Raw genomic sequence first — 12,054 nt, 5'->3', positions numbered from 1 at the left:
CTTCAGGGAATGGTTGTAGGCACGCCAGTTGCTTGTCTTGTAACGGGGCTTCGATGGATAAGTCATGCCAAACGCTTACCACGACCCGGCAACATCATGAATCCCAATCGATTTACGCAACAGCGCCCCCGCGAACCATCAACGCCGTGATGAAAGCTTCAGCAGCAGTGCCTGACGTAGCGCTCACGCAGCTATCCAGACGGTCGAGAAACGCTTTGATATCTTTGTGCCCGTGAAGACAGTCGAAGGCACCGTAGCGCCCTTCGACGGGAATATCGATTGCCCGCACGCTCAGTCCGCCTTTGACCACGCTGCCGCTGTTGCGCAGGCTGGACCAGATTGTGCTCTCTCCGCTCGAAAGCACCACCGTGCGCCAGGTATGTCGCTCGCCGCTCTTCCCCTCCGCATTTGCCCGTTCTTTGCCCACGCCGTTGCCGATCATATAGATCGCATCGCTCAGCCGGGTCTCCGGCACAGCGGGAAGCTCATCCAGGGCACAGAGATGGTCATTACGGGCCTGCATCACACCCTCGAGGCCATTCACTGTGCTGTGCCAGTTCTGCTCCGCCGTGGCTTCGCGTGGCCAGACCGAGAGCCCGACCCTGAGAAGGCGTGTCTTGCCCACGGAGGTCGGTCCGAAGAAGTGGCAGATCGTCGATGAACCGGACGGCAGAAACCTCAGGATCGCCGGTGACAGTCCTGCGCTGATCGCGAAGATCATATTCGGATTCTGGCTGGCCATGGCACCAATGCCATCGCGCCATTCATCGAACGTGCCACGGATTTCTGCCTGCCGCTTGCTGGCCGGGGCACGGTAGGCGGAATTGGCTTCCAGGCTGACGAGATCTCCCGACTGCAGAGCGAAGGCCAGACCATCATCGCTCCAGCCCGGCCCGGAGAGACGGGTCAGCAACCTGCCAGGTGTCTTCTTTCGGTAGTCACTGATCAGGGCCTCTGTTTCCTCGCGACAATGGACCCTTAAACCATCTCCCGCGAGCTTTCCGATCGGATCCCCGCGAAAGCTTGCCAGTTCCTTCCAGGAGATCTCACAGCGAACGGGCTGACAAAAGGGATTGAGAAATTCGATCTCAGACGCCCAGTCCTTTCCGGCAGCCGTCGCAATATCCCCGTTGAGCAGAAAAGGGGAGCAGATCTCACCCTTCCCCCTTGCGCAGACCATAGAATTTCTGGGATCGTCGCCGAGGTTCAGCGAGTAGCCATCCGGCAAAGCCTCACTGACGCGGGCAAAGAATGCCTCAGCAAGATTGAAATGCCCGGCTTCCGCCAGTGAACCTGCTGAATTTGCTCCACCCAAGGCTGTGCTCTCCTGATCCGTATACTACCTTGAAGTTGTGCCACTTTTTCCGCGACACCAGAGATCGACACGCACTCACACAGATATGTGATCTGTCTGCGCGGCCGGGCAGACTGTGCCGTCTTCGACGGCACAGACCAATGAATGTGGCAAAGAGGGCTGAGGCCGGCCCCCTGACAACGACCCGCCTGAGGCTCAGAGGCTTCTTTTTCTTTTCTCTTAATGAATAAAGAAGTGACCTGTAACAGAAACAGACAGTGTAACAGTCTCTGTTACGGTTTTTGTTACAGGTTAAGTGCATGATATATCTGTGAAAATATCACTGTTTCATCATGGTGTAACGCGTAACAGAAAAAGATGTTCATACGCGGGAGAGCGGCCGGAACGCCGGCACGGGCGAGCTAGATCACCGAAATCCCCCCACCGCCCTCCTGAAGCAGCTGGACAGCTGGACAGCCTTGAAAAGGCTTGATTTTCATCTGGACAGTTTTCGCCATTACAGCTGGACAGCCCGAGGCTTTCCGCCAGATTGCGCGGGATCCTGTGCGGTTTTGGCGCCCGAGCGCGGTCAGCAGCGCCCCTGAGCCATGCCGGAGGGCCGTGAGCAGATCAGCCCCAGATCAGAAAGGCTCTGGCTCGTCACCTGCCACTTCCGGAGGCCGGAAGGCCACCCCGGGAGCGGGCGTCTCCCCTGGCTTGACTTCACCTGTCGCATCGCTGCAATCTGCGTCAGCCTCCTCTCGCCTGCCTGTGATGCGCGCCAGGAGCGCCGCGGTCGAAGGATGTGCTCCCTCTGCCAGCAGAGGCGGAGAGGCCTCCTCATTCAGGAAACCCGCCAGGCGGCGGTCGCGTCCCACCTCCAGCGCTGTCCAGAGACCTCCCTTCAGGTCCCGAACCTGCGGAAGGCCCGCCTGCAGGTCCGCACCGGTCAGTTCCATCATCTGGCGCAGATCCGTGTGATCAGGCAGCGGGGCTGACCCTGTCATGACGCCCCGGGCGAGGAACCTGCGCGCCAGTGCTCCCCGGATCCCTTCCGGGGCCGGAGGCCGGCCCGGCGTGGGCCCGCTGTGCAGCCTTGCGCGACAGGCTCTCAGGGCCTTTCTCAGGTCGATTTGCAGAGCGCGGCGCAGATATCCGGCCGGCGCGCGGCCGTTGTCGCCAAAGAGTGCGGCAAGTCTTCGCATCTGCTGCTCAAAGGCATCGTGGATCGCCACAATCTCCGGGCGGCGGTGGTAAGCTCTTTTGCGCTTTCTCGCGGGACCGGGCCTGGGCTCACTTGCCGAAAGCGGCCCGAGACGGGCTTCCAGCCGCGGCAGACTGGCCGCACTGCCAATCTCACAGGCCGCCATATGATGGCCATGCGCGAGCGATCTCAGACGTCCTCCGGAGCGATGGGCCTCATAGACCAGGCCCGCTGCACGGCAGGCAGACTGAACATCTGCCCAGCTCTCTGCCTGCGCGATGTCTTTCCGCAGCCTCTGCACGCTTCTTTCGGTCTGAAGCCCGCCGTCCCCCGCGAAACCGTCGCGCAGCAGAACAAGCCCCCGGGCGCGGGCGCTGCCACGCGTGGCACGGCCAGAGCCACGCAGGCCTGCCGCCCTCGCGGCCTTCCTGCGCTCCCAGTGCTCTGCAGGCTTTGGCCGCAGCACAACCTTCCCGTGTTCGATCACCGCGTCAAAGCGACCGCGATCGCGCGTGAAGCCCATCTCCAGTTCGATTTCCCGGCAGGCGAGCTCTCCGCGCGTGTAATCCTGCCTCAGCGCCAGAGCTGTGCCTTTCCATGGATGCACGCGGTTCAGGACGATATGCAGGTGGCGCTGCTTTGTGTTGTCATGCACCGCAAGCAGGGCCTGATGCTCTGCGGCACCGATCTTGCTCATAAAGCGGATACCCGCCTCGAGCATTTCCTCATAAGTGATTTTCTCACTGACGTGCCATGCCAGCACAACGTGATAATCCGGTTTACGCACCGCGGGTTTAAGCAGCTGCGCGGTCAGTTGCATCCGGCGGATTGCCGTTTCGATGTCGCCGGCGACATTGACAAGCTGCCCTGCAGCTTTGTTGCGCCATGCGTAGCGCCCGCGACGCGTGAACCCGAGGGCCAGGCCTTCCGCGTCGCGGACCGTTGGCATGATAATGCAGATCACTCTGCGCTCAGCGCCTGGAGGCGCTGCCTGAGCTCTGTGCAAAGCTGCCAGGACATTGCTTCGCGGCCCGCCTGGCGTTCCAGCACCGCATGCAGCTGGTCGCACAGATTGGCGAGTTGCAGAACTGTGCCCTGAGGCAACACCGAGGGGTTCAGGCTGGAGCTGCGCAGGTAGGCGGAGAGGCTCATCCCGGCCTGCCCGGCCCTTTTCCTTGCTCTTTGCGCCTCCGCCTCACTGACTCTGAACTGCAGCACATCGTTGCGCTGGCGCCGCGCGGATCTCGGTTTTGATGTTATCCTCTCCGGCATCACGCTTCTCCCGCCGGGTCATCGTCAAAGGGGCTCAAAGGATTGAAGACAGACCGCTGAGGCTTCTCGAAAAGCGACAGCTGTGAAGATGTCTTATCCTCGTTACTTGCCTGATCAGGCTTCTGTGCGGGCAGCTTCGCGTCCGGCCTGGGCGAACCCGCCGGGGCTGACCCGCGCTGACGCCGCGGCCTGGCCGCCTTCCTGACGGCTTTGGGCAGGCGCAATGCTTCGCGCAGGCTGCTCGGACTGATCTGCAGATTGAGCTCTCGCTGCAGGTGATCGCTGATATCCTGTGCGCTGTGCCCCAGGGCCACCGCTTTGCGCAGCCCCTCCAGATGGCGCGCCAGCAGCTCTTTTTTGCTGAAGACAGATCTGATCTTCGGCCCGATCTCTGCCAGGCACTCGCCAAGGCGCCTGTCCATCTCCTGATTGAGCCTGTTCCCCTTCCCGGAAGGTTCTTGCGGGATTTGCTGCTCCATGTCGGTCTCCTCCTCTTCTGAAGCCCGACTCCATTACTGTGCACAGGAAGTGAAAGTTTCGAATGAAAAATATCATCCCGGACAAGAAACCTGTGGATAGCGAAAAACCCCATATAACGAATGAGTTGAACAGATTCCGGTGCGGCTCTGCGCCCTGAGCGGCAAAAGCCTGCTGTCTGGTTGAGGGAAGTTTACCATCAGGGTAGAGCGGCGGTCATACCGCCTGAAAACCAGGCTAAGAGGGCGCTGTCTTAGGGCCTCATCGTCAGGCGCACGCACGGTTCGGCGCACAGTTTCGGAACTCTGCTCTCGGCCCGCGCAGCCCCGCGTGGGCCGGCTGTAGTCACTCGCCTGAGGATCAGGCGCCGGATCCGTCCTTACAACCTGATCAGCTCCACCGGCCCGGGCCCTGACCTCCGAGCGCCCAGCGAGGTCAATATTGCGCGCCGCTGGTGTGGCGCTAACGTTCTGGCGCCCAGGGAGAGCCGTTGACGCCAGCACCTCTGAGGCTGCGCCGGACCTCGTTTCTGTATGAGGTGCCGGTCTCGGGTAGGACGTCAGAAGGGCAGGATCACAGGCACCATGATGACGGTTGCGATCAGGCAGATCACTGCAAAGGGCACCCCGATCCTGAGGAAGTCGGTGAAGCTGTAATTGCCCGGGCCTGCGACCAGAGTGTTCACCGGCGAGGAGACCGGCGTCATGAAAGCCGCTGAGGCCGCCAGCGCGACCGTCATCGCAAAGGGATAGGGCGAAGCGCCAAGCGCCGAGGCAACTGCGAGAGCAACCGGAGCCATCAGCACGGCCGTCGCCGTGTTTGAGATGAAAAGCCCCAGCACGGCCGTTACCGCGAAGAGGGTCGCGAGCACCAGTCGCGGCGCGGCACCGTCCGTGGCGGCGAGCAGGGCCTCGGCCGCGAGGTCCACCCCGCCTGTGCGTTGCAGCGCCAGTGAGAAAGGCAACATTCCCACGATCAGGATGAGGCTCTGCCAGTGGATTGAACGATAGGCGGCCTCCATGTCGATGCAGCGGAAAAGTCCGAGCAGCAGGCAGCCCAGAAGCGCAGCCTGCACGTTAGGCACCACCCCCCAGACCATCAGCACAATGACCAGGGAGAGGATCCCTGCGGCAAAGGGAGCGCGGTGGCGTCCGGGAACAGACTCTTCTGCCTCACTGGGCAGATCAAGCAATACGAGATCACGGCGTTCGGCGCTGAGCTTTCGGATCGCGCGCCAGGGCCCGAATGTCAGGAGCGTATCTCCGGCCGAAATCGGCTGATGTATCACGCTTTTGGCCACCGGATCGGAGCCTTGCTTCATGCCAATGACGGACAGATCGTAAATGGTCCGGAATCTGGCCTGTGTCACGGTCCTGCCGATGAGACGGGAGGTAGGGGGCACGATCATCTGCGCCATGCCGATATCCTGCGCGGTATCGGTAAACCACTGCCCGGAGAGAGGCAGGACGATCAGATCATGGTTTCTGATGAAGGCGTCGATGTCGAACGCCTGCCCGCCCTCAGTCTGCAGGTCGATCAGCAGAATGTCTTCGGCCTCCAGCACGCTCGCCGCCTGGGGATGGAGGAGCCTGCGGCGCAGGCCTGTGCCACGCTCGATCGCCACGATGTTGATCCCGGTGCTGGCGCGCAGGTCCAGCGCGTCCAGGCGCTTGCCGATAAGCCCGGAGTTCGGGCGCAGCAGCAAGCGATGCTCGCGCCCGGCGAGATCATATTCACTGACCCAGTCGGCGATCCCCGCGCGGGCAAGCGGCGCCTGCACCGGGCCGGGGGCGAGGTATCGGCGGGCCATGAGCATGTAAACAACCGCCAGCGCGAGTATGGGCAGACCGAAAGGCGTGAAGGCGAAGAAGCCGAACCCCTCATAGCCTTGCCGCGTCAGCTCAGCATGCACGACGAGGTTTGGCGCGGTCGCAACCAACGTGAGCATACCGCTGATCAGCGCCGCCATCGAGAGCGGCATCAGAAGCCGCCCTGCCGGGATGCGGGCATTGCGCGAGATCCGCAGAACTATCGGAATGAAGATCGCCACGACCCCGGTCGAGGACATGAAGGAGCCGATCCCCGCCACGATCACCATTAGCAGCACGATGAGCTTCGCCTCGCTGGTGCCGGCCCTGGCCGTCAGCCAGTCACCGAGCCGTTGCGCAACGCCCGTGCGCACCAGTGCTTCTCCGATAACGAAGAGCGCGGCGATGAGAACGATATTTGGATCCGACAGGCCCATCAGCGCCTCGGACATGGATATCACCCCGGTCATAGGCAGGGCGACCATCAGGATTACCGCTACCACATCCATGCGGGGCTTGTTCATGGCGAACATGATCACGGCGGCGACCAGAAGGGTGAGGACCAGGTACAGCTGTGGCATCAATCCCATCTCTGTTTCAGCGTGGCCGCGCCGATGTATCACTGAGAGAGTGCAGTTTGCTACGCCGTTGTGGTCACGCGCAAAGCCTGTGCCGCCGGCTGAAACGAAAAATGCCGTGCGCCGCCGCCCCGATCTGAAGATCAGCCCGCGCCTTGTTTCTTAACCTCTGGTCGCGGCGGAAGACCTGACACGCAGCGCCATTGGGGAGCCTCGGCCGAAGAATAATCCCGGGCACAAAGCATCAGGTTCCGCTTATCCCACTCATCCCGCCGGATGCAGGGCTGAAGGAAACGGGAGGTGATACCAGATTTTATCCGCATTCTCTCAAGGTTCAAAACCTGAAAGCTCAGGACCAGCCAGCCTACTTGGCGGGCTGCCCTTTGACAGCCAACACCATCATGGCAACAAGTGACAAAACCGCGCCGGCAACGAACGGCACGTGGGAGCCAAAGCTGTGCCAGAGGAAACCCGCCGCAGTATTGCCTGCAAGCACCACAAGGCCGGTGATCAGATTGAAGCTGCCGAAGGCGCTGCCTCTGAGATGCGCAGGCGTGGCCCCTGCGATCATCGCGCCGAGCAGACCCTGCGAGAAGCCCATATGCAGCCCCCAGAACACCGTGCCCAGCACGTAGAGCCAGACCGAGGTCGCAAAGGCAAGCGTGAGATGAGCGGCGATCAGAAAGCTTAGCCCACAAAGGAGAAGCCCGCGCGTGCCAATCTGATCTGAGATCCGCCCCACAGGATAGGCAGTCAGCCCATAGGCGGCATGCATGATCACCAGAGACAAGGGCACCCAGGCCGGACTGATCCCTGCCTCCAGCGCTTTGAGCAGGACAAAGGCCTCACTCAAGCGGGCCAGCATGATGAGCGCAGCGAGCCCAATCACGACCCAAACTGAACGGTTTAGCCTGAAGGCCTCCGACAGACGGAAGTTGATCTTCTTCTCTGCCTGGTGGCCGGCTGGCTCTTTGACGAAGAAGATCAGCACCACCATACACAAAGCCGCAGGAATGGCCGCCAGCCAGAAAACAAGCTGGATGTTCCCGGCCAGCGCCAGCATTGCGGCCACCGCGACCAGTGGGCCGATGAACCCGCCCAGCGTGTCGAGCGACTTACGCAGGCCAAAGCTTGCGCCACGGATGGCGGCATGGCTTACCGCCGCGATGATCGCGTCACGCGGCGTGCCGCGGATGCCCTTGCCAACCCGGTCCATGGCTTTTGCGGGTTTCGCCAAGTCCCGGACATTGATTACGGTAAGTCCCGGACGCGCATTTCAGTAAGTCGCGGACAGGGATTTCACTAAGTCCCGGACAGTTCCGATGCGGGCGTAACGGTTGGTCATTGGCTGCTGTGTCGCGGCACTCTGTCGATCTTGGAAGAGATCGGGAGGGAGCATGCCACGACGCAAGCAAGCGAGGCACATGACCATGCAGGATATACGGACCATTTTGCGACTGACGCATGAGCAGGGTCTCTCGGTGCGAGAGATCGGGCTGCGTCTGAAGCTGAGCAAGACGACGGTGGCGACCTATCTTTTGCGGGCGCGCGAAGCCCGGCTCAATTGCTGGCCGTTGCCGCTTGGACGCGACGACGACGCCACGCTGGAAGCGGCGCTGTTCCAGCGGATGGGGCGCCCTCCGCAGGATCTTCAGGAACCCGACTGGGCCAAAGTTTCCACGGAGTTGAAGCGCAAGGGCGTCACCTTGGTGCTTCTCTGGCAGGAATACCGGGCTGCGCATCCCGAAGGTTACGGCTACACTTGGTTTTGCGAACAGTTCCGAGCCTTTGAGAACCGCACCAGCCCGAGCTTCCGTAACCGGCACGAGGCTGGGGCGGTCATGCAGACTGACTATGCTGGCCATACGATCCCGATCACCGATCCGGCCACCGGCGCCGTGCATCAGGCACAGATCTTCGTCGCCGTTCTGGGCGCGTCCAGCTACACCTTCGCCTGGGCAAGTATGTCCCAGACGTTGCCTGACTGGATCGAGGCGCAGGTCCGGGCGCTGAAGTTCTTCGGCGGGGTGCCCAAGGCCATCGTCTGCGACAATCTGAAGGCAGCGGTGGCCAAGCCGCTGTGGTTCGAGCCATCGATCACCAAGACCTTCGCCGACATGGCGGCGCATTACGACACGACTGTGTTACCCACCCGGCCGCGCAAGCCTCGCGACAAGGGGAAGGTCGAGGGCGCGGTGCTGATCGTCGAACGCTGGATCCTGGCCCGGCTGCGCAACATGCAGTTCTTCTCCGTCGAAGCGCTGAACGCGGCCATCGCGGAGTTGGTCATTGACCTGAATGACCGCCCGATGCGCCGGATCGGTCGGTCGCGCCGTGACTTGTTCGACGAGATCGAGCTGCCCGCCCTGAGCGCGCTGCCCCCGGAGCCCTTTGAATATGCCGAATGGAAGCAGGCCAAGGTCCATCCCGATTACCACATCGACGTGCTGCACAGCTTCTATTCTGTGCCGCACCGCCTGATCGGCAGACGGGTCTACGCCAACCTCTTCGATGACGAAGACGGCGAGGGCTACAGCTTGATATGGTCGCGCCCCAACAGCCGACGAGGGGAGTAATCCCCCAACCAGGGCCCCGGTCGAAAGGCCGGGGCCTTCACGCATCCTCTCAGACTGCCGCGTCTGCGATCAGAGCGTTTCGCGCGGCCTCATATGCATCCACCAGCGCCGGCTGCCCCTTCAACCCCTCAAGCGCGAAGCTGTTGAGGAACTGACGCCCGGCGAACAGCCTGCGGTCAACCGGGGAAAGCGCCGCCTCATCGCAGGCCGCTTGCCAGCCCGCTGCAATCGCTTCGATCTGACACTCGATGAGTGCCACGGCGTCGCTTTCCTTCAGGTGGAAGTCCGGAGCCGCGGCAAGACAGGTGGCAAGCGTGCTGGCACGCGCGTCACCCTTGATCAGCATCGCTTGCGAGGCTTCGCTGCCCGTTCGCCCCTGTGGGCAGATGTCATAGGCCGGGGTCAGTGTCAGGTGTCGGCCATCCCAGAAGGCCGCATGGTTGCGGGCGTGATCATCGGTATTGCCGCAAAGGACATTGAACGCGATCCGACCGTAAAGCTCGTGCAGTGTTGCCTTGGGTTCCGAGAAGCGATGGCGGATCAATTCGGCCAGATCCTCATATGAGGCATAGCGGGCCATCATTTCGTCCAGCCCGAGCATGGTCAGGGCCGAGACCATCGCATGCCGGATCCAGCCAAGGTCCGTATGCGTGCGGTCAAAGCGTTCGACCAGCAGCACGTCCTTGTGCGCGGCCCGGGTCATCTCGACCGTCGCGACGCTCAGCCCGGCGGCGCGGGCCAGCCGCATGGCGATGAACTCGGCCTTGACCATGCTATAGGTGTCGTTGCCAGCGGAAAACTTCGCGATGAACTTGCGGCCACCATCATTGATCATGGCCTTGGGGCGCGCGCCGCCAATTGATGTGCCGTGGTTGAGGGCCTGATCCAGCGCGGGCGGCAGTGGCACACCCTGCTCAATCAGGTTTGCTGCTTCCTGCAATTCGGCCAGCGAGGCCTCTGTCGCCAAGCGCGGGACATATTCCGTGGCCGAGCCCTGGAAATCGAGCGCACCAATACGGTCGGATCCCGATTGCAGCAAAAAGGTCAGCTCGCTCAGCTCCGGGACATCGGGCGCATCGGGCTTCTTGCCGGTCAGCCGGTTGATGATGACGCGGCGGCCCCAAGCATCGGGCGATCCGTCCCGGATGCAGCTTGCGAGGCCTAGGCCGGGTGCGGGTTCGATTGTTCCCTCGCGCAGGGGCAGTTCCGGCTCGTAAATCGGGATCGCACGGGGATTGCGCCTATAGCTGGCACCATAGGTATAGGTCAGCCGAGCTCCGTCCGGGTCGAGCCGCCCGGCCACGACAGGCTCTGTTGCGCCCGGCAACCAGGCCCAGACAAAGGCGCCTTTGGGCGTGGCCTCAGAAGTCATCATCAACCTCGCGGGCTTTGTGTCTTACGCTTTTGGGCAGCAAGGCGAGCTTTTCTCCCAGATGCGCGTTGTGCATCTGCAGGCTGCCCGCGTCCTGCCCAAAGAGCGGCACCCCGGCGAGAGCGGCCACCTCGAACACGATGCCCACCTCAGGCCCGGCCGCGCCCTTCTCGATATTGGACAGGGTCGTCCGGCTGATGCCTGCGCGGTCGGCCAGGTCCTGTGCGGTGAGACCACGCTCGAGCCGGCCAATGCGGATCATCCTGCCCAAGAGGACGAGCGCTTCGCGAGTTACACGAGAATAGCTTCGTTCGCGCTTCATGACCTATGCCGTGCTCATTATGTTGAACGCATAATAATCTGGTGTCCATAATTATGTGCATGATGTATGGGCGCACGCCCGCTGTCAACCGAAAGCCATAAAATGGACGGAAGTAATCAATATGTCCAGAATTCTGGACCAGGCGCGTCAGTCTTTGGGGGCGGAGGAGCTATGGCAAAGCTGTCAGGATTTTGTTGTCGCACTCGGAGATCAATCACACGCCTACCAGCTCGCGTCGGGCAGCCGATGCCAGAAATGATGAGCGTGTCATTTTGCGCGACTTGGCCAGTTCGTCGATCGCGCGCAAGAGCCCGCGCTCCATTGAGATGTTAACGCGCTCCATGGCGGTGTCGGCCGGGATGTAAGGGACCGGCATCAAAACGGCACCAGCAGCAATCGCCTCGGCTACATCCGCACGCTTGCGGATTGCTTCAAGGCTTGCTGGGACAAAGTCGGCTTCATCTTCAAACCAGAGGTCCAGAGCTTCTGTTGCGGCCAGGGGGATCCCGTCCCAGTCGTCAGCCGCTGCAAAGCAACCCGGGAGATCCGGGAACGTGAGGCCATAGGCGCTGTTCTCGTCCTGATGGATGATGGCAGTAAAATAACGCATGAGTCGTCTCCATTCTGCGATGGGTTGGAGGAGCGATGGGTAGGCCGGGCTAAAGAAGCCCGGCCTGTTGGTAGATCGCTCTGACTGTCCCTAGCGGCAGGTCTTTCTTCGGGTGTGGCAAGATCACTGTGATCTCGCCTTTTCGTAGTTTGAGGTGTGATCCTTTCTTGGATACCTCCTCGAAACCTGCGTCTTTCAGAACCTTCAGGAGCTTTCGTGAATTTGTTTCCAGCTCCATCGCCCTCATTTGTGTGTAAATATATACACAACAAAAGAGAGGGCGTCAATCATGTTTGTGTATATAATTACACAACTGATCGTGGCATTGCCAAGTTGTTGTGTCGTGAAGCCCCTGCTACAGGATTTCGAATGAAAATGCCATCATCCCTGGCGCGCCTGAAGGGCTTCCGCTTCCCCCGCGAGATCATCGCTTATGCCGTCTGGGCCTATCATCGCTTCGCTCTGAGCTCGGCCGACGTCGAGGACCTTCTGGCAGAGCGCGGCGTGATCGTCAGCCGCGAAACCGTCCGGCTGTGGGTCA

General features: G+C 61.4%; 10 protein-coding genes and 2 pseudogenes. 2 read left to right on the top strand and 10 right to left on the bottom strand.

Going from position 1 to position 12,054, the window contains the following annotated elements; translation table 11 throughout:
• Positions 1-112: 112 nt before the first annotated feature.
• From H0485_RS20230 to H0485_RS20205, 6 genes are all read right to left on the bottom strand, one after another.
• Positions 113-1,315: a DUF927 domain-containing protein gene (locus tag H0485_RS20230; protein WP_226937712.1), complete on the bottom strand. Its 1,203-nt coding sequence runs from the start codon at positions 1,313-1,315 to the stop codon at positions 113-115.
• Positions 1,316-1,935: 620 nt separating this feature from the next.
• The gene (locus H0485_RS20225) at positions 1,936-3,447 is read right to left on the bottom strand and encodes a relaxase/mobilization nuclease domain-containing protein (protein WP_226937711.1); all 1,512 of its coding nucleotides are present in this window, start codon (positions 3,445-3,447) and stop codon (positions 1,936-1,938) included.
• A gap of 11 nt (positions 3,448-3,458) precedes the next feature.
• Positions 3,459-3,770, bottom strand: a complete 312-nt coding sequence (locus H0485_RS22055) for a plasmid mobilization protein (RefSeq protein ID WP_435531521.1) — start codon at positions 3,768-3,770, stop codon at positions 3,459-3,461.
• A complete protein-coding gene (locus tag H0485_RS20215) occupies positions 3,770-4,249 on the bottom strand; it encodes a hypothetical protein (protein ID WP_226937709.1) in 480 nt (159 codons plus the stop codon). Before H0485_RS20215 ends, H0485_RS22055 begins: the two co-directional genes overlap by 1 nt.
• Positions 4,250-4,806: 557 nt before the next feature.
• Positions 4,807-6,636 carry an SLC13 family permease gene (locus tag H0485_RS20210; RefSeq protein ID WP_226937708.1) on the bottom strand — a complete coding sequence of 610 codons (1,830 nt, stop codon included), beginning with the start codon at positions 6,634-6,636 and terminating at the stop codon, positions 4,807-4,809.
• A gap of 361 nt (positions 6,637-6,997) precedes the next feature.
• Complete coding sequence (locus H0485_RS20205) at positions 6,998-7,870, bottom strand: MFS transporter (RefSeq protein ID WP_226937707.1); 873 nt, start codon at positions 7,868-7,870, stop codon at positions 6,998-7,000.
• 160 nt (positions 7,871-8,030) lie between these two features.
• On the opposite strand from H0485_RS20205, the pseudogene istA reads away from it, so the two are divergent.
• Positions 8,031-9,119: pseudogene (istA, locus tag H0485_RS20200) on the top strand (IS21 family transposase); the annotation flags it as partial.
• A 139-nt stretch (positions 9,120-9,258) separates the two neighbouring features.
• Here istA and H0485_RS20190 read toward each other — a convergent pair.
• The 4 genes from H0485_RS20190 to H0485_RS20175 all read right to left on the bottom strand — a co-directional run bounded on the left by H0485_RS20190 (position 9,259) and on the right by H0485_RS20175 (position 11,751).
• Entirely contained in the window at positions 9,259-10,584 is a 1,326-nt protein-coding gene (locus H0485_RS20190; RefSeq protein WP_226937706.1) for a type II toxin-antitoxin system HipA family toxin, read from the bottom strand.
• On the bottom strand, positions 10,571-10,903 hold the full coding sequence (locus tag H0485_RS20185) for a helix-turn-helix transcriptional regulator (RefSeq protein ID WP_226937705.1): 333 nt from the start codon (positions 10,901-10,903) through the stop codon (positions 10,571-10,573). The genes H0485_RS20190 and H0485_RS20185 overlap by 14 nt, the downstream gene beginning before the upstream one ends.
• A 214-nt stretch (positions 10,904-11,117) precedes the next feature.
• Entirely contained in the window at positions 11,118-11,513 is a 396-nt protein-coding gene (locus tag H0485_RS20180) for a type II toxin-antitoxin system HicB family antitoxin (RefSeq protein WP_226937704.1), read from the bottom strand.
• Positions 11,514-11,562: 49 nt separating this feature from the next.
• The gene (locus H0485_RS20175; protein ID WP_226937703.1) at positions 11,563-11,751 is read right to left on the bottom strand and encodes a type II toxin-antitoxin system HicA family toxin; all 189 of its coding nucleotides are present in this window, start codon (positions 11,749-11,751) and stop codon (positions 11,563-11,565) included.
• A gap of 131 nt (positions 11,752-11,882) precedes the next feature.
• On the opposite strand from H0485_RS20175, the pseudogene H0485_RS20170 reads away from it, so the two are divergent.
• Positions 11,883-12,054 (top strand): annotated as a pseudogene (locus H0485_RS20170) (IS6 family transposase); the annotation flags it as partial.

The organism is Pseudogemmobacter faecipullorum (genome assembly GCF_020539525.1).
GTDB classification, from domain to species: Bacteria; Pseudomonadota; Alphaproteobacteria; order Rhodobacterales; family Rhodobacteraceae; genus Pseudogemmobacter; species Pseudogemmobacter faecipullorum.
Note: the sequence above shows the minus strand (reverse complement) of the source record. Positions and strands in the feature narration are given on the sequence as shown.

Coding starts and splice junctions, on each gene's coding strand:
- H0485_RS20225 (WP_226937711.1), bottom strand. CDS start 3,447: ATGCCAACGGTCCGCGACGCGGAAGGCCTGGCCCTCGGGTTCACGCGT.
- H0485_RS22055 (WP_435531521.1), bottom strand. CDS start 3,770: ATGCCGGAGAGGATAACATCAAAACCGAGATCCGCGCGGCGCCAGCGC.
- H0485_RS20215 (WP_226937709.1), bottom strand. CDS start 4,249: ATGGAGCAGCAAATCCCGCAAGAACCTTCCGGGAAGGGGAACAGGCTC.
- H0485_RS20210 (WP_226937708.1), bottom strand. CDS start 6,636: ATGCCACAGCTGTACCTGGTCCTCACCCTTCTGGTCGCCGCCGTGATC.
- H0485_RS20190 (WP_226937706.1), bottom strand. CDS start 10,584: ATGATGACTTCTGAGGCCACGCCCAAAGGCGCCTTTGTCTGGGCCTGG.
- H0485_RS20185 (WP_226937705.1), bottom strand. CDS start 10,903: ATGAAGCGCGAACGAAGCTATTCTCGTGTAACTCGCGAAGCGCTCGTC.
- H0485_RS20180 (WP_226937704.1), bottom strand. CDS start 11,513: ATGCGTTATTTTACTGCCATCATCCATCAGGACGAGAACAGCGCCTAT.
- H0485_RS20175 (WP_226937703.1), bottom strand. CDS start 11,751: ATGGAGCTGGAAACAAATTCACGAAAGCTCCTGAAGGTTCTGAAAGAC.